Source organism: Gordonia polyisoprenivorans (assembly GCF_017654315.1).
Taxonomy (GTDB): Bacteria; Actinomycetota; Actinomycetes; order Mycobacteriales; family Mycobacteriaceae; genus Gordonia; species Gordonia polyisoprenivorans_A.
In genome coordinates, this window is the sequence record NZ_CP072203.1 from 702863 (window position 1) to 718978 (window position 16116).

At 65.3% G+C, this 16116-nt stretch carries 15 protein-coding genes; 7 read left to right on the plus strand and 8 right to left on the minus strand.

Going from position 1 to position 16116, the window contains the following annotated elements; all coding sequences use genetic code 11:
• Positions 1-43 precede the first annotated feature (43 nt).
• Positions 44-1774 (minus strand): DUF3556 domain-containing protein, encoded by a 1731-nt coding sequence (locus J6U32_RS03255; protein WP_208793526.1) that lies wholly within the window; start codon positions 1772-1774, stop codon positions 44-46.
• 286 nt (positions 1775-2060) lie between these two features.
• Between J6U32_RS03255 and J6U32_RS03260 the strand changes: the two genes are divergently transcribed.
• Both J6U32_RS03260 and J6U32_RS03265 read left to right on the plus strand, forming a co-directional pair.
• A complete protein-coding gene (locus J6U32_RS03260; protein ID WP_208793527.1) occupies positions 2061-2963 on the plus strand; it encodes a type IV toxin-antitoxin system AbiEi family antitoxin domain-containing protein in 903 nt (300 codons plus the stop codon).
• A gap of 257 nt (positions 2964-3220) precedes the next feature.
• Positions 3221-3694 carry a hypothetical protein gene (locus J6U32_RS03265; protein WP_208793528.1) on the plus strand — a complete coding sequence of 158 codons (474 nt, stop codon included), beginning with the start codon at positions 3221-3223 and terminating at the stop codon, positions 3692-3694.
• 289 nt (positions 3695-3983) lie between these two features.
• Here the strand turns inward: J6U32_RS03265 and J6U32_RS03270 are convergent, their stop codons facing one another.
• From J6U32_RS03270 to J6U32_RS03290, 5 genes are all read right to left on the minus strand, one after another.
• On the minus strand, positions 3984-4718 hold the full coding sequence (locus J6U32_RS03270) for an SDR family NAD(P)-dependent oxidoreductase (RefSeq protein WP_208793529.1): 735 nt from the start codon (positions 4716-4718) through the stop codon (positions 3984-3986).
• A 13-nt stretch (positions 4719-4731) separates the two neighbouring features.
• Positions 4732-5496, minus strand: a complete 765-nt coding sequence (locus tag J6U32_RS03275; RefSeq protein ID WP_208793530.1) for an SDR family NAD(P)-dependent oxidoreductase — start codon at positions 5494-5496, stop codon at positions 4732-4734.
• Positions 5493-6845, minus strand: a complete 1353-nt coding sequence (locus J6U32_RS03280) for an MFS transporter (protein ID WP_014358326.1) — start codon at positions 6843-6845, stop codon at positions 5493-5495. Before J6U32_RS03280 ends, J6U32_RS03275 begins: the two co-directional genes overlap by 4 nt.
• A 72-nt stretch (positions 6846-6917) precedes the next feature.
• Positions 6918-7799, minus strand: coding sequence for a polysaccharide deacetylase family protein (locus J6U32_RS03285; RefSeq protein ID WP_006369015.1), 882 nt, complete (start codon positions 7797-7799; stop codon positions 6918-6920).
• Position 7800: 1 nt separating this feature from the next.
• On the minus strand, positions 7801-8799 hold the full coding sequence (locus J6U32_RS03290; RefSeq protein ID WP_208793531.1) for an asparaginase: 999 nt from the start codon (positions 8797-8799) through the stop codon (positions 7801-7803).
• A gap of 183 nt (positions 8800-8982) precedes the next feature.
• Between J6U32_RS03290 and J6U32_RS03295 the strand changes: the two genes are divergently transcribed.
• From J6U32_RS03295 to J6U32_RS03305, 3 genes are all read left to right on the plus strand, one after another.
• Positions 8983-9993 carry a LacI family DNA-binding transcriptional regulator gene (locus J6U32_RS03295; protein ID WP_208793532.1) on the plus strand — a complete coding sequence of 337 codons (1011 nt, stop codon included), beginning with the start codon at positions 8983-8985 and terminating at the stop codon, positions 9991-9993.
• Between the two features lie 170 nt (positions 9994-10163).
• On the plus strand, positions 10164-11921 hold the full coding sequence (locus tag J6U32_RS03300; protein WP_208793533.1) for a TerD family protein: 1758 nt from the start codon (positions 10164-10166) through the stop codon (positions 11919-11921).
• A 41-nt stretch (positions 11922-11962) separates the two neighbouring features.
• A complete protein-coding gene (locus J6U32_RS03305) occupies positions 11963-12313 on the plus strand; it encodes a DUF2200 domain-containing protein (RefSeq protein ID WP_208793534.1) in 351 nt (116 codons plus the stop codon).
• A 143-nt stretch (positions 12314-12456) separates the two neighbouring features.
• On the opposite strand, the gene J6U32_RS03310 is transcribed toward J6U32_RS03305, so the two are convergent.
• Positions 12457-12942: a flavin reductase family protein gene (locus tag J6U32_RS03310; RefSeq protein WP_208793535.1), complete on the minus strand. Its 486-nt coding sequence runs from the start codon at positions 12940-12942 to the stop codon at positions 12457-12459.
• 301 nt (positions 12943-13243) lie between these two features.
• Here J6U32_RS03310 and J6U32_RS03315 point away from each other — a divergent pair, with 301 nt between their 5' ends.
• On the plus strand, positions 13244-14512 hold the full coding sequence (locus J6U32_RS03315; RefSeq protein ID WP_006369021.1) for a styrene monooxygenase/indole monooxygenase family protein: 1269 nt from the start codon (positions 13244-13246) through the stop codon (positions 14510-14512).
• Positions 14512-14814: an EthD family reductase gene (locus J6U32_RS03320; RefSeq protein WP_208793536.1), complete on the plus strand. Its 303-nt coding sequence runs from the start codon at positions 14512-14514 to the stop codon at positions 14812-14814. The genes J6U32_RS03315 and J6U32_RS03320 overlap by 1 nt, the downstream gene beginning before the upstream one ends.
• Positions 14815-15088: 274 nt before the next feature.
• On the opposite strand, the gene J6U32_RS03325 is transcribed toward J6U32_RS03320, so the two are convergent.
• On the minus strand, positions 15089-16069 hold the full coding sequence (locus J6U32_RS03325; protein ID WP_208793537.1) for a helix-turn-helix domain-containing protein: 981 nt from the start codon (positions 16067-16069) through the stop codon (positions 15089-15091).
• Positions 16070-16116 lie beyond the last annotated feature (47 nt).

Genomic DNA, 16116 nt, shown 5'->3' on the forward strand with positions numbered 1-16116 from the left:
GTCCGAACGGACTACGGGCTGAACGGATCACGGGCTGAACGGACTATGTGCTGGTGGCCCGCCAGGTCGTGGTGACCGGCACGTCGTCGTCCCAGGGTTGGCGGGTGACGAGGTCGGCGACGTTGACGTAGCCACGTTCGAATTCGCCGGTGGCGGCGTCGACGAGGCGGTACTGCTGGGTCTGATGCTGGATGGGTTGGGCGTCGAGCAGGACGATGCGGACCTCGCCCGGCTCGAAATGGCAACGGCGTTGCAGGGATTCGATGAGCTGCTCGTTGGACAGGTGACCGTCGCCGAAGTTCCAGCCCATCGCGGTGCTGCAGATGCGTTCACCATCGGTGAGAACGTAGCCGGTCTCGTCGTGCGGGGCCATGGCCCGGTGGGCGAGGGTGAACAGCGCCCTGCCGTGACTGTTGAACGCGCGGAACGCATATCCCATGTACAGCGGGATCTGGGCGGCCTCCGGGCTGCCGTAGAACCGTTCGAGTTGCGCGGTGGGCATGGATGCGATGGCGACGATGCCGCTCTCGATCTTCGCCGACGCCGATGGCTTCACACACCACAGCGAGGTGTCCCAGTTTCCTGCGTAGTAACGCATCCCGGGTAGGAACGACACCTTGCGCGGGAACAGATTTCCCACGATGACGGTGCCCGCGGACACGCAGAACAGCACGATCGGCCACGGGGAGTGAAGATCGGCGAGGCCGATACCCGGGTGTCCGATGAAGACGGCGACGATCCCGAACATCATGAAGACGTTCCACTCCAGCGGTACGCCCATCGGGATCGACGAGAGGATGCCGAAGTGGAAGACGAGCATGACACCGGCGGCAACCGCGGTGAGCCATCCGCCGCTGGAGAAGAACAACACCAGTGGCACCAAGCCCTCGACGGCGGTGGAGACGTGTGCGATCCAGCGGGAGCGCCGTCCGGGACGCAGGTCGTCCGGAAAGTGTTCGAAGAACGTGCGTTTGATGGCCGGTGACCGCCAGATCGGGTTGTTCGACATCATCGTGGCGATCACGAACGGGAAGTGCTTGTTGAGTTTGCTCGTCGCCGCGCCGACCCAGATGACGAGGAAGACGAGTTTGGCGCCGAGGATCATGTCGGTGCTGACGAACAGGAACGTCACGCAGAACGCGCCGTACACCTCGCCGCGGGCGGCGAGGAAGACCGTCTTGTCGCGCAGGCCCAGGACTGCGAGCAGTGCGATGATCGTCGCGATCTGCCAGATCGGCAGAACCCCGGCATCGGAGTGCAGGTCGCCGGTCGAGCGTGATCCCGAGCTCGCGAGTGCCACCACGATCATCACCAGGAGTGCCGCGTAGAGGGTGATGTCGAAGGGGCCGCGGGTGTCGCCGGCGGTGAGTGGGACCTGGGGCCAGGGTGGCTGGCGAATGGTCTTGAGGCGCAACCAGTAGAGGATCGACCCCATCGGCGGAAAGAATCGGTTGTTGAGAGGGCCGAAGCCGCAACCGAATCCGACGACCTCGAACAACATCGTGTAGAGCACGACCTTCTGGAAGACGATCGGCTCGTTGTACCAGGAGGTGACATCGAGGATGCCGTGGATACCGGGCGTGGCCACCACGATCGCCCAGCCGATGACGATGTAGGCGAGGATCTTGCCGACGTAGAGCAAGTGCAACGCCACCGGCGTACCGAAACCGACCTCGGCCCAGTGCCGCGCCATCGGCTTGATCTTTTCGGCGCGGCTGCCCTGGCTCCAGGTGGGAAAGTCGATGTCAGGGGTGTTCTGCTGGAGAAATCCCATTCGTGTTCGCGCTCCTCGATCACTGTGCCGTGACCGAACCTAACAAACCAAGCGAGCGCTTGGTGGGTGAACGGGGTGTCCGGGGCTTGGGGACCGGGCACGCGGGGGGTGCGAATATAACTTCCACCGAATCGCGCGAAAACGGCCGAAAATCGGGGTCGGTGGTCCGCTCAGGTGGAAGCTGTATTCACACCCGGGCTGTCGGGTACCGCGGTTGTCCACAGATTCGCCGCGGAGCGCGATCGAGGCCCGGAATCCGGGCAATCGCACGGCACACTCTCGGGTCATGACTCCCGCCGATCTCACCTCAGCCGCCGATGACCGCTGGTTCGGTGTCTTCTCGTTCGCTGAACTCACCCGACGCGGAATGGGCCAATCACAGGTGACCCGAATGGCCAAGAGCGGAGATCTACGTCCTCTTCGCCGCGGGTGGTACGCGACCCCGTACGCCGATAGCCGCGTGGCGGAGGCTGTTGCCGCCAACGGGGTGTGCAGTTGTGTGACCGCGCTCGACCTGCACGACGTGTGGGTGCCGCCGTACGGGAATCGGGTTCACGTGCGGTCGCGGGAGTCCGGGCATCGCAGTGGTCGGGCGAACCGCTTCTGTCGCCGCTACGGCCGTCCGCTCCCGGAGATCTACCCTGTCGACGACGTCCTCACCGCTCTCGCCCACGCCATCAAGTGTCTGGACACCGAAGGGATCATCGCGGTGTGCGACTCGATCCTTCACCGAGGTCTCGCTGAGATGTGCGATCTGCGCGAGGTGTTCGCCGCCGCTCCCGAACGAATTCGGAAATTGCTGGACCGTTGCGACGATCGAGCCGAGTCGGGGACCGAATCCATCATGCGACTGCGGCTGCTCGCGATGGGGTTGTCGGTGGCAGTGCAGGTGACCATTCAGGGAATCGGACGGGTCGATCTCGTCGTCGGCAAGCGACTGATCATCGAACTTGACAGCATCAATTTTCATGATCTCTCACCGGAACAGCGTGAAGCAGACCGCATCCGCGACGAGATGGCGCACCGGCTGGGTTACCTGCCGCTGCGGTTCTCCTACAAGCGCGTGATGTTCGCGTGGGACGAAGTCGCCGAAACCCTCGCGGCGATCCTCAGACGCGGTGACCATCTGCGCGCTCCCGCCGCGGCCGCGGACTACGACCGATCGCTTGTCGAGGATTGGTCGGCCTGACACGTCCGCGATACGAATACAGATTCCACGTGAGCGCGTCACCGACCCCGAAAATCGGGCGTTTTGGACCACATCGGTGGAAGTTGTATTCGTACTCGTGCCTCCCCCGATCGGGGGAGGCACGAATCCACCGGTGGATCCGCCGATCGGCGGGGTTCGGAACGGGTGCTCGGCGGGCAAAGTCAGTGATGTCAGAACGAACGACTTCGCCAGCCCCGACCACTCCCGGCCAGGACCCGCGGAACAGGAGGAACATCATGAACATCTCGAAGAGCATGAAGAACCGCGCACTCGCCGGAATCGCCGGCATCGGCATTGCCACCGGCCTGGCACTGGGCGGTGCCGGACTGGCCAGCGCGGGCACCGTCCCGGTCACCCATCCCGGTGAGCCCACGATCGCGATGACGATCACCAACCACACCGACAAGACCGAATGGTTGGACGGCGCCACGGCCGGCACCGGCCAGTGGGTACAGGCCCCGCGGCAGACACTGGCTCCCGGAGCCTCGGAGATCGTGGTCTCCAACGCCCCGAACAGCCCGGAGGAGACGAACTTCGTCAACTACCGGATCGGTGCCTTCGGGCCGCGCGCCACCTATGAGATCGAGAACATGGCGGGCAACGTGAACACCGCGATGACCGGAACCTCCGGCGGCGGCCACTACTTCATCAACGCCCCGCGCATCGAGATCGGATACCCGAACGTGAACGTCTCCTACGACCTCTGGTGAGGTAAATCGGCCCTTCTCGCCTCGTCCCAGTCCGGGCCCAACCCGACCTGGGCGAGGTGAGCAACGGGATGGCCGCTGTGCAGTGCGACGGTGGCGACGAGGTCGTCGTAGGTCCGGCACACGTGGGTGGCTCCCGTTGCGGTGCCGACCGTCCACCCCTGAGTGATCACCCTGATGGACAGCCGGGGAGCCAGTGGCGCGAGCCGACGGGCAACCGCCGCCCGCCGACGCGGCCCGCTCACCCAGCGAGCGGCCCAGTCCACCGGCGCCCCGGCACATCCACCACACATCAGGGCATCACGTCTCCGGAGTTGGGACCCAGGACCTGCCCGACGTACAAATTCCCGCCCGGATTCGACGCGAGCAGAACCGCGGTCGGTGCCACCTCCTCGGGTGTGCCGAAGCGGCCCAACGGCAATTCGGCACGCTTGGCTCGCTTCCAGTCGTCGTCGATACCGTCGACCAGGGGCGTCTCGATGGGTCCAGGCGCGATCGCATTGACCAAAACGCCGTCGCCGGCGACCTCCTGCGCGATGGACTTGGTCATCGCGATGACGCCCGCTTTGGCGGCGGCGTAGTGCGCCAGTGACACTCCACCTTTGATCGCCAATTGCGACGCGACATTGATGATGCGGCCGTCTTTCTGCGACACCATTGCCGGCAACACCGCCCGGTTGAGCATGAACACACTGGTCAGATCGATGTCGATCGTCTCGCGCCACTGGGCGCTCGTCATCTCGGATGCCGGCGCCTGGGTGAGAATTCCATGGGAACACACCAGGATGTCGATCCCACCGAGCTGGGCCACCATGTCGGACACGAGGCCAACGATTGCCGACTCCGACGTCGCATCGAGAATGACTCCCTCGGAACCGATTTCGGAGGCAACGGTCGCGACCACCGGGTTGCGGTCGGCCAGCACGACGGTGGCGCCGGAGTCGACGAATGCCGATCCGATCGCCAGGCCGATACCTGATGCGCCGCCGGTCACCAAGGCGCGCTTGCCTTTCAGAAGGTCAGACATCTGCGTGCTCCTCTCAGTCGCGCATCGCGGTGGTCAGCGCGCCGTCGACGACGACGGCCTGACCGCTCACGTACGACGCCGCTGGACTCGACAGGAAGCCGATGACCTCGGCGACCTCACGCGGATCCCCGACTCGGCCCCAGGGGATGTAATCGCCCGCTCGATCCAGTCCTTCCGGACCGAGCGAATTGATCGCGTCGGAGGACTGTGGCGTGCGGATCAGACCCGGGATGACGGCGTTAGCCCGAATCTGTCGGGGCCCGAATTCGACGGCGATGCTGCGGATCAACCCGAGGACACCGGCTTTGGCGGTGGCGTAGTGGGCGTGATCCTGCCACCCGTATACACCGCCGGCGATCGACGACACCGCGGTCACCGAGCCGCCGGCACCCATGTGACGCAAACCTGCTCGTGCCGTGCGCATCACACCGTGCAGGTCGACGTCGAGGAGGTCGTGCCACTGCTCGTCGCGCAGGTCCGTGAACGAGGCCTGCCGTAGGATGCCGGCGTTGGCCACCACGATGTCGAGCCGACCCCAGGCGGCGACGAGGCTTTCGGCGAACGCATTCACCGAGTCCGTCGATCGGACGTCGACCTCAACGATCTGTCCCTCACCGCCGGCGTCGTGTACTGCACGTTGAGTGTGTTCGGGGTCGTGCGGATCGCCGCTGAAGGTGCCGATACCCACGCGCACCCCCCGTTCGGCGAGGCAGACCGATGTCGCTGCCCCGATGCCGGACGCCGCGCCGGTGATCATCGCGACGGGATTCTCACTCATGACGTGACCTCGGCGTTCTCGACCGCTGGAGTCGGCGACGACACCTTGCGTGCACCGAGAACGACCACTCCGGAGGCCACCGCGCCGAGCGCGCCCACCCAGAGCGCCGCGGTCGAGTAGCCGATGGATGCCGCGGTCAGGGCGGTGAGGATGAAGCCCGAGATGATCGCCCCGGGCTGGGACATCGCACCGATGAACGCCGAACCTGTTGCCCGGCAATCGGTGTCGAAGCACTCGGCCTGGAAGAACATGATGGCCGCGTACGGTCCCAGGAGGAAGAACAGGCCCATCATGTAGGTCACCATGACGTAGAGCTGGCCGGACGGACCGAGCAGCATAGCCGCGAAGAACACTCCGGCGAGCAGCCAGCCGACCGCGATGGTGTTGCGGCGCCCGAATCGGTCACCCGCCCACCCGTGGGCCAGATATCCGGCAACGGCAACGAGATTGGAGACGACGACGAGGAGCAGGGTGCTCGAGGCATCGATGTCCTTGCCCTTCTCCAGCACGGTGGTGCCGAGGACGGAGAACGTCTGGATGCCAAACCAATTGAGCAACCACGCCGCTGAGAGTACGAGGGTGTTGCGCAGGTGCTTACCCTGGAAGATCCGTTTGAACGGCGCGGCGGTCTGCTCGACGGTGGCGGTGGCCGTGGCCAGCGCTGCGGCTTCCTCGTCGCGGCCGTCCGCCCGCAGCTTCTTGATGGCCTGATGGGCCTCGAACTGCGGACTTTCCTTGAGCGAGCGGCAGATCAGGGCAACGATCACCGCGGGAACGGTGGCCAGGAGGAACGCGATGCGCCACGAGTCGGCACCGAAGATCGAGGTCACGATGGCGACGAAGCCGGCTGCGATGAGCGCGCCCGCGGGCCATCCGGTTTGCACCATCGAGTAGACGAAGCCCTTGCGGCGCTTGATCTTCTCGTCCTCGGTCAGCTCATATAGTTCGTTGAGGTAGGTGGCGTTGACCGACTGCTCCGCCAGACCGAGGCCGCTGATCGAGCGCACACCGATCAGTGATCCGGCGCCGAAGGTGGCAGCGGTCGCGGCCGACGACGCGGCGGTCCCGGCGACGGAGATGATCATGCCCTTGCGTCGTCCCAGCTTGTCGACCATCGGCCCGACGAGGAGCACGACGATCGCGGTCCCGACGCTGACGAGGGTGGAGACGAGCAGGGCGTGGCTGGTGGTCCAGCCGAACGACTCCTCGATTCGCGGGAGCAATGTCCCGAACAGGATGAAGTCGTAGACGGCGATTGTCCAGGCGAAGAAGGCGATTCCGGAGGCGCGGCGGGTTTCTCGGCCGGTCACCCGGCGCAGTCCGAGCTGCGTGGAGGATTGGGTGGGCATCTGAGGGTCTTTCTCGTCAAAGGGTGTGAGAGCGGAGGGGAGGGGGTGACACGTCGTCGGGTCTTTTGCCGGTCAGCTCTGGCGCGGCCGGCGGGACTTGAAGTCGGAGGCGATGGCGTCGAAGGTCGTCCAGGTGACCCCGTCGTGGCCATTGATGTGCTCGATCAGTCGCTCGAGCATCAACAGCACCTGCGGTCGGCCGGACACATCGGGATGAATGGTGAAAGTGAAGACCGCATAATCCATCTCGCGATACACCCAGTCGAACTGATCGCGCCACATCTCCTCGATGTGCCGTGGATTGACGAATCCGTGGCTGTTGGGGCTGCCCTTGATGAACATCATCGGAGGCAGGTCGTCGAGATACCAGCTGGCCGGGATCTCGACGAGGTCGGTCTCCTGACCGCGCTGCAGTGGTTTCATCCAGGTGGCGGCGGGCTGGTCGTAGTCGATGGGTGTCCACGAGTCCCCGACACGCACGTAGTAGGGCTCGAAATCGCGGTGCATGAGGGAGTGGTCGTAGGCGATGCCACGCTCGATCAGCAGTTCGTTGGTCACCTTGCTGAACTCCCACCACGGTGCGACATATCCGGTGGGGCGCTTGCCGGTACGGGTGTCGATGAGGTCGATGCAGTGGTCGAGGATCTCCGACTCCTGCTCGCGTGACATCGCGATCGGATTCTCGTGGCTGTAACCGTGGAGTCCGATCTCGTGTCCGGCGGCGACCACGGCGTCGAACTGTTCGGGGAACGTCTCGATGGAGTGGCCGGGCCAGAACCAGGTCGCCGGGAGTTGATGGCGTTCGAGCAGCTGGTTGAGCCGCGGGACCCCGACCTCGCCGGCGAAGATACCGCGGGAGATGTCACCCGGGGAGTTCTCACCGCCGTACGAGCCGAGCCAGCCGCCGACGGCGTCGACGTCGATCCCGAATGCGACAAAGATGTCCTTGGCCATGTCAGTCCTCCTGAGTGGGTGTGTAGGTATCGATGATGTGGGTGAGAGTGGTTGTGATGTCCGATGATTGGGACAGCAGCAGGGAGAGCAGGATGCGTGCCTGGGTGGCCGGCAGTGAACCGGACAGGATCGCGCCGGCAGCCACCATGTCGGTGCCGCCGCCGTGCCCGTAGACGGCGGCGACCTCGCCGAACGGGACCCGGCTGGCCAGAATTGTCGGGATGCCGTCACCGGCGAGTTGGCGGCAGGTGTCGACGATCGTCGGGTTGGCGTTGCCGATTCCGGTGCCGGCCAGCACGATTCCGCGTGCACCGGCGGCCACCGCCGCGTTGATCAGGGTTGCATCGGCGCCGGGGTACACCTCGATGATGTCGACGCGGGTGGAGTCGAAGGCGTCGGTGGGACGGGGGAGCGCAGCGGGTCGCGTGGGCGTTTCTCGGATGACGACCTTGCCGTCGGCGACCTCGCCCAGCGGCTCACGCGTGGTGGAGCCGAACGCGTCGAGGGCGCGGGTGCGGAGCTTGCGGGTCCCGGCGGCGGGAAGGATCTGTCCGGCGAAGACGACCAACGTGCCGAGCTTACGGGCATGCGGGTCGGCCGCCACCGCGACCGCGTCGGCCAGATTCCGGGGACCGTCGCCGTGCGGCGCATCGCTGGCGCGTTGCGCGCCGGTGAGGACGACCGGTCGCGCGTCGGCGTGGACCAGGTCGAGGAGGAAGGCTGTCTCCTCCATGGTGTCGGTGCCGTGGGTGATGACGATGCCGTCGACGGGATTCTCGGTGCGCTCGAGGAGTTGGGCAACGGTGTCGCTGATCCGGCGTAGGTGCGCAGGCGTCATTCGGTAGGAGCCCACCGTCATGAGATCGATCGACTCGACCTCCACGTCGGCGAGTCCGGTGGTCCCGAGAAGGTCGGTGACGGTTCGGGTGGCGACGACTCCGGTTGAGGTCGAAGTGGAGGCGATTGTCCCACCGGTTCCGATGAGGGCAATCCTGTGCATCAGGGCCACCTCATCGCCGTATCGGCGCACGTCGGAGACGGTGGCGCGCTGGGTGTGAACTGGGTCATGCCGATCAGCAAACCACAACACAAACGTTTGTGGCAATCGTTTGTGTAAATTGCGCCAAACGTTTGTGTAACGGCTCTTGTAACGTGGGGCACCGACGTCGAGGGAGGAGGCACCATGGGGCGGGTGCGTGGACCCCTGACTTTGCGGATGATCGCCACCGAGCTCGGCGTCAGCCCATCGACGGTTTCACGAGTGCTGAACACCCCCGGTGACGATGCGTTGCGCTGGGCCTCGGCAGACACGGTTGGACGGATTCGCACCTTCGCCACGGAGAACGGCTACTCACCCAATCCGCAGGCGTCGAGCCTGCGTACGCGGCGCTCGGGGCTCATCGGGGTGTTGGTGCCGCGTCTCCAGGACTACGTCCTGGCAACCATCTATGAGGGGATCGAGGAGGCCGCAGGCGAAGCGGGTCTGTCGACGTTCGTGACCAACTCGCTGGACCGGCTCGAGGCGCAGCGCGCACGTACCAAGGCGATGATCGACCGTCGGGTCGACGGACTGATCTTCGGTGATGCCCACCTCGATCACGAGTTCCTCGATGAGGTTGACGCACAAGGCATCAAGTTCACTCTCGTATCGAGGAGCGCGGGCTCCTATCCGTCGGCGACGGTCGACGACGTACTCGGCGGCCGGCTGGTGGGACAACACCTCGCCGACACCGGCCGTAAGAAGGTCTGCGTCGTGGCGGGCCTGGAGTTCACCTCGACGGCCAGAGACCGCACGCGTGGTGCGGTGGAAGCGCTGTCCGACAACGGCATCGAGGTTCCCGAGTCGGCCGTCATCTATTCGGGATTCGACCCTGCCGGTGGCCGACGAGCGGTCGAACAGATCCTCGAGCGAGGCGAGGTGCCGGATGCGCTGTTCGCCACCAACGACTTTGCCGCACTGGGTGCGCTCGGCGCGCTGCGTGACGCGGGGTTACGCGTCCCCGACGACGTCGCGCTCGTGGGCTACAACGATACCCCACTGGCTTCGGCCGGGGCGTTGCCGCTGACGACGATCCGCTCCCCGATGCACGAGATGGGCAGGCGCGCCGTGGGTTTGCTGATGCAAGTGCTTGCCGGTGAGGAGCCGGAGTCGGTGCTGCTGGAACCGGAGCTGATCGTGCGGAGCAGTACGTGAGGAGTTCTCGTAGAGTCGGTTGATTCTCGTTGCCATGCGGCTGTTGCCGGCGATATCTCGAGAATCCCCCTGAACAAACGACACGTGATCTCCGCTGTAGTGTCGGCCCACTGCGGGAGAATCGGCGCGTAGACAGCCCGTTAAACAGGGCATGGCAATGCGGAGGCGAGATGGGTGAGTGGGTTCTGGTCGATGTCGAAACCTCCGGGACGAGTGCGCGCCGCGACCGTGTCCTCAGTCTGGCGGCGATGACGTTGGACTCGTCCGGGAGAGTGCAGGAAGAGTACGCGACTCTCATTGACGCGGACTGTGATCCCGGTCCGGTGCACATTCATCACCTGACTCGCGAGCGCCTACGCGGCGCTCCATCGTTCGACGCAACCCTGCCATATCTGGATCGCATGCTCACCGGGCGAACGCTCGTCGCGCACAATGCCTCTTTTGACCACGGATTCCTCGTCGAAGAGGCACGCCGATTCGGTGCGACGTTGCCGATCAGTCATCGCTTGTGCACTGTCACGCTTGCGCGGCGATTGCAGTTGAACGTACCCAACGTGAAGTTGGGGACGCTCGCGGCGTACTGGGGTATCCCACAGGCAAGCGCCCACGATGCGCGCGACGACGTGAAGACACTGGCGGAAGTCTTTCGCCACTGCGTTGACCTTGCGAATTCGTTGGGGCTCGGTCTTCCGATCGTTGGCTGTGCGGGCGCGTCTCGTGCATATCCCGACAAAGTGACGCGCGTGCCCTGCCCATGGCGTGATCCGGGACGCTATAGGTCGACGGTGGGTTTGATTCAGGGCACCAAGGTCGTGATCACTGGTCCAACCCGATTGCCGCGTACGGAGTTGGGTCGGCGCCTGTCGGACGCCGGGCTCGACGTGATGAACAGTATCAGTGGCAGGACCGGCCTGGTCGTGGCCAACCAGGATGCGCCGGACTCGCGAAAGCTCCAGCGTGCGGCTGAGCTGGGTATCACTGTGGTCGACGAGAGTACGGTGTTGCGTCTTTGCTCGGATATCGTTGCTGGAGTGCTCAAATCGGCACCGGAGTCGATCGAGGTCGTGACGATCATCGATGCTCCGTCGGTCGAGCCGGCGCCAGCGACTCCTGTCCGGGGCCCATGGGCCGGCCGCCGGGTGCTGGTGATGGGCGGTAGTCATGTCGAGGCGACCGTGATGCGTTCGCGGATCGTTCAATTGGGTGCGGCACCGGCAATCAATCTGACCGCGGGGGTGACCGACGTACTGCTGCTCGACGGCGGCGCTGGGGATCCACGGATGCCCAGAGTTCGTGACCGATCGTTGACGATCCTTGAGATGCACCACATCGACGCTGCGCTAGGGATCGGCGCCGATCCGGCTGAGAAGCGCGACGACGCCGACTCATCACAACAGGAGTGGACGCCCGCAATGATGCCTCCTGGCGCGGTGATCGACCTCCCCGCCGGTCTCATGACGTTCACCGTGAACGTGGCATGGACGGTTGCGCGAGCCAAGTCGCCTGAGGTCGACGTCGTCGCCTTTGAACTCGGTGACGACGAGAGAGTGTTGTCCGATGATGAGTTCGTGTTCTTCAATCAACCGACGAGTCCCGATGGCGCATTGACTCTGTCCATCGACGGCGACTGTGAGCAAGGTGTCCATGTCGACCTGCAGTCCGTGCCCGCCGAGGTCGAGCGCGTCACCATCGGCGCCGCGATCGAAGAGATGACATTCGGAGAGCTGGGTGCTCTGTCGGTCAGTGTCGATACCCCGGCCGCCACCGTTGCCTCCGCGGTGCTGGACGCCGCGACAACTGAACGGTCGATGATCATCGCCGAGATTTACCGACGAAAGACCCAGTGGCGGTTGAGGATGCTCGGACAAGGCTATGACGATGACCTCAGTGGCTTCGCGGTTCGTCACGGAGTGGACGTGGAAGAGTAGGTTCGGATCAGACAAACCGCCCACCCGCGAAGGACCACAGCATGCCTGCCGACAGACTCCTCCGGATGCCGTTCGCCAGCATCTATCCGCTCTACGTGCAGAAGGTCGAGCGGAAAGGGCACACCCAGGCCGAGGTCGATCAGGTCATCTGCTGGCTCACCGGTTACGACGCCGACGGGCTGCGCAAAGCCGTCGACGTCGAGGTGGATCTGGAGGCCTTCTTCGCCGAGGCGCCGCAGATGAATCCGAATACGTCGTTGATCACCGGCAAGATCTGCGGGTACCGCGTCGAGGAGATCGACGACCCGCTGATGCAGAAGATCCGGTACATGGACAAGCTCGTCGACGAGGTGGCGCGTGGGAAGAAGATGACGTCGATCCTGCGGGGGTGAGTGCGTTGTCGTCGTGCGGGGTCTCGAGGCTCGGCGCCTGGGGCCCTCGCACCTCGACCATCGGGAGGAGGAGCGGGGCGCCGGAGGCCATCGGCAGGGGTGCCGGAGGTCGTCGGGAGGAGAACCTCGGCCGCCCAAGGGCGTCACGGCCGGACGGTGACGAACCCACCGTCGAGGAAGCCCAGGCAGTCGCCGGTGCGGTAGCCGAAGTCCTCGACGCGGCCGACGAACAGCGTGTGGTCGCCGCCGTCGTATTCGGCCCAGGGGGTGCAGGTGAACCAGGAGGCGGTGTCGGCCAGGCGGGGCGCGTGACTGCCCTCGATCCAGCGGGGTTCCTGGTTGGGCCGGCCGGCGAAGTGCATGGCGAGGTCGCGTTGTTCGGCGCCGAGGACGTTGACAGTGAACGGGTTTCCGGTCAACAGGGCGTGTGCGCGGACGTTGCGCTGGATGGAGACCAACACCAACGGCGGGTCCATGGACACCGAGGTGAACGAATTGACGGTCAGCCCATGGCGTTTGGTGGTTCCGTCGGCGTCGGTGCCGTCGAAGGTCACCACGGCGACGCCGGTGGCGAAGCGGCCGAATCCGCCGCGCAGATGAGGGGTGGGTGGTGCGTCGGTGAGGGTCATCGCGAGTCTCCTACAAGGTCCGGTGGGCGATGACCGCAGACGTTAGGGCCGCCTCGGACACCGCGGCAATGGGCACACGTGCTGTTGAGCGCGTCGCGCGCGGAATGCACAGTCTCGTGCACCCCGGGTCCAGAGCGCCGGCGACGCCGACATCGCCGACTTGACGATGCGCGCGGGAGTTGTGTGTCACAGAGCGAGACGCCCTGAGGTGGGTGTCACAGCCCCCGCCGGCGGCGCACCATGGCTCCACCGACATCGTCGTCGAGCGCCCCACGGCGCACGCGTCACCAAGGAGAGTCACATGCCAGACACGCCCGACATCGGAATCATCGGCGCAGGTACCGCCGGATTACACCTCGCCCTGCTCCTGCAGCAGGCCGGTGTCACCACGCGTATCTACACCAACCAGACCGCCGAGCAGGTGGCCGCGGGCCGACCGCAGAACAGCGTCTCGCACCACGCGCCGACCATCGCCCGCGAGGCGGCGATGGGCGTCAACTTCTGGCCCGCCGAGGAGTACGGCTACCAGGTGCACTACCACCACCTCAACGTGCCCGACGGCCCACCGGTCTTCCGCGGCGACTTTCTGCGACCCTCCCGAGTCCTCGACTACCGCATCTATCTGCCCAGGTTGATGGCCGAGTACGAGAATCGCGGCGGCACCATCGAGATCCGCAACATCGAGCCGTCGGACTTCGCGGCGCTGGGCCGGGAGCATGATCTGGTCGTGGTGGCCGCCGGCAAGCGGTCGTTCGGCGAGTACTTCGGCGAACGACCCGACGTCTCGCCGTACGCGAAGCCGCAGCGTCACCTCGCGGTCGGATTCTGGGACGGCGTCGAGCAGACCGACCCGCGCGCGGTGACCATGAGCATCTCGCCCGGCCACGGCGAACTCCTCGACCTGCCGATCACCACCTTCGACGGCTGGGCCAGCGCGCTGCTCTGCGAGAACGTGCCCGGCGGCGATCTCGAGATCCTGATGACGCAGAAGGAATCCGACGACCCCGATGCCTACCGGCAGCTGCTGCTCGACAAACTCAAGGTGCATCACCCGACGGTCTACGAGCGCATCGATCAGTCCCGCTTCAGGCTCATGCGGCCCGGCGACATCCTGCAGGGCGCGGTGCGGCCGGTGATCCGCGACGACTACCGGCTCCTCGACGACGGCACCGTCGTCCTCGCGCTCGGCGACGCCCACTCCACCGTCGACCCGGTCACCGGCCAGGGCGCGAACTCGGCATCCTTCGAAGCGCAGGTCGTTGCCGACGCGATCATCGAGGACGAGATCGTCGACGAACGGTTCGCGAAGAAGGTCGCCCTGCGCCGACGCGAACGCGTCGACGGACTCAGCGCCTGGGTCAACACCATGATCGCCACCCCGACGCCACCGCATCTGCAGAAGCTGTTGGGTGCGATGTCCCAGATGCGCACGCTCTGTGACGAATTCACCGAGAACTTCAGCCACCCCCACCGCAACGGTGACATGGTGGCCACCCCGGAGCGTGTGGACGCCGCGATCGCCCGGCACGCCTCACTCGGGGCGGCAACGGCGAGCGGGAAGGTCGCCTGATGCACAAACTCGTTGTGCTGTACCCGACTCCAGACGATCCCAACCACTTCCGCGAGTATTACGAGAACACCCATCTGCCGCTCGCGGCGTCTCTGCCCGGGATGCTCGCCTGGCGCTACAGCTTGTCGGTGCACGCCGTACCCGAGAGCCCGTACTTTGCGATCTTCGAGGCAGACTTCCCCGATGGCGACTCAGTGGGCGCGGCCTTGGCATCAACTGTTGGCCAAGCGGTGCAAGCAGATGTGGCCAACTACACCACCCGTGGCGCCGTTGTGATCGACTACCCGGTTGCCACCACCTGACCGTGGTCGCAGGTGGGGGAGTGCGGCCGACTCTCAGCTGAGCCGACGTTCTTCTTCGCGCTCGAGACGGTCGCGCTCCTCCTGCTTCGCCTTCTCCTCGTGCTCGATCTCTTCTTCGCGTTCGTTCTTGTTGCTCATACAGCAGTCCTTTCCGAGAATTCCGGGCAATTCGACAGTGGTGTTGTCGAGTAGAATCCACTGTGCCACGAAATCGGAGTCGGTGTGACCGACATCGGAGTCCGAACGAGCCCGTTGCGTCTGTGGAGACCGCCGCCTAACCGGCGGACCGGCGAAATGCGCTGGGCGACATGCCGACCTGCTTGCGGAATGTCCGCGAGAAGTGGGAGGCGTCAGGGTAACCCCACGACGCGGCGACGTCGGCAATCGCGCGATGGGCATGCATCGGATCGGCCAGGTCGCGGCGAATGGCCTCGATACGCTGCTCACGAATCCACGCCGAGACCGTCGTGCCCTGCTCGTGGAACACCTCGTGCAGATGACGGGTCGAAATGTACACCGCCCGCGCGATCGCGTCCGGATTGAGGTCACTGTTGCGCAGGTTTTCGCCGATGTACTCGCGAATCCGCAGCATCAGGGGCAGGTGCCCGGGCGAGCCGCTCTCGACGGCTCGTGCGAGTGCCGCGGTGCTCAGCAACGCCGAGATCAGGTCGATCGTCGTGCGCACCACCCGCGCCGCGGCGGGACCCTCGACCGAGGCGAAATCCGTCGAGATCTCGGTCAGTAGCGGCGCCACCAATCGCGTCAGTGACTCCTCCCGGCCCAACGAGATCGCGGTGATCGCGCGAACGTGATCGGGACTCGGGTCGATCAGATCCCGCGGGAACATGATGACCACGGCGTCAATATCACCGGCAAACCGCAGGTCATAGGGGCGTGCGGTGTCGTAGACGCTGATACTGCCCGGCGACATCAACGCCGTGCGCCCGTCCTGCACCAGCTCCCCGGCACCGTCGATCATCAGCGTGATCTTGTAGAACAGCCGCTCCGACGCCTCGATGAGGGCCGGCGTGCGATGGACCTCGTGCGGGGTGACGGCGAGCCGCGAGAAGAAGACCTCGTCGATGACGCGGCCGCGGATGGTGCCCGCGAAATGACCGTCGGAGAGGTCGTCGACCATCAACGGCACGAACGACCGCGACACCACCCGCTGCCACGCCAGCGCCGACTCGGTGGCGAACGCGACCGGCGGCTGGGCGGTGCCGGCAGTGCGGCCGGCGGGTGGTGCGCTCGTCACTGGGACTCCTTCGGTCAACTCCTCCAGCGTAGTCGGCGAAGTGCTTT

Coding starts and splice junctions, on each gene's coding strand:
- J6U32_RS03315 (WP_006369021.1), top strand. CDS start 13,244: ATGCCAGACACGCCCGACATCGGAATCATCGGCGCAGGTACCGCCGGA.
- J6U32_RS03305 (WP_208793534.1), top strand. CDS start 11,963: ATGCCTGCCGACAGACTCCTCCGGATGCCGTTCGCCAGCATCTATCCG.
- J6U32_RS03295 (WP_208793532.1), top strand. CDS start 8,983: ATGGGGCGGGTGCGTGGACCCCTGACTTTGCGGATGATCGCCACCGAG.
- J6U32_RS03310 (WP_208793535.1), bottom strand. CDS start 12,942: ATGACCCTCACCGACGCACCACCCACCCCTCATCTGCGCGGCGGATTC.
- J6U32_RS03260 (WP_208793527.1), top strand. CDS start 2,061: ATGACTCCCGCCGATCTCACCTCAGCCGCCGATGACCGCTGGTTCGGT.
- J6U32_RS03275 (WP_208793530.1), bottom strand. CDS start 5,496: ATGAGTGAGAATCCCGTCGCGATGATCACCGGCGCGGCGTCCGGCATC.
- J6U32_RS03320 (WP_208793536.1), top strand. CDS start 14,512: ATGCACAAACTCGTTGTGCTGTACCCGACTCCAGACGATCCCAACCAC.
- J6U32_RS03255 (WP_208793526.1), bottom strand. CDS start 1,774: ATGGGATTTCTCCAGCAGAACACCCCTGACATCGACTTTCCCACCTGG.
- J6U32_RS03270 (WP_208793529.1), bottom strand. CDS start 4,718: ATGTCTGACCTTCTGAAAGGCAAGCGCGCCTTGGTGACCGGCGGCGCA.
- J6U32_RS03280 (WP_014358326.1), bottom strand. CDS start 6,845: ATGCCCACCCAATCCTCCACGCAGCTCGGACTGCGCCGGGTGACCGGC.
- J6U32_RS03285 (WP_006369015.1), bottom strand. CDS start 7,799: ATGGCCAAGGACATCTTTGTCGCATTCGGGATCGACGTCGACGCCGTC.
- J6U32_RS03300 (WP_208793533.1), top strand. CDS start 10,164: ATGGGTGAGTGGGTTCTGGTCGATGTCGAAACCTCCGGGACGAGTGCG.
- J6U32_RS03290 (WP_208793531.1), bottom strand. CDS start 8,799: ATGCACAGGATTGCCCTCATCGGAACCGGTGGGACAATCGCCTCCACT.
- J6U32_RS03265 (WP_208793528.1), top strand. CDS start 3,221: ATGAACATCTCGAAGAGCATGAAGAACCGCGCACTCGCCGGAATCGCC.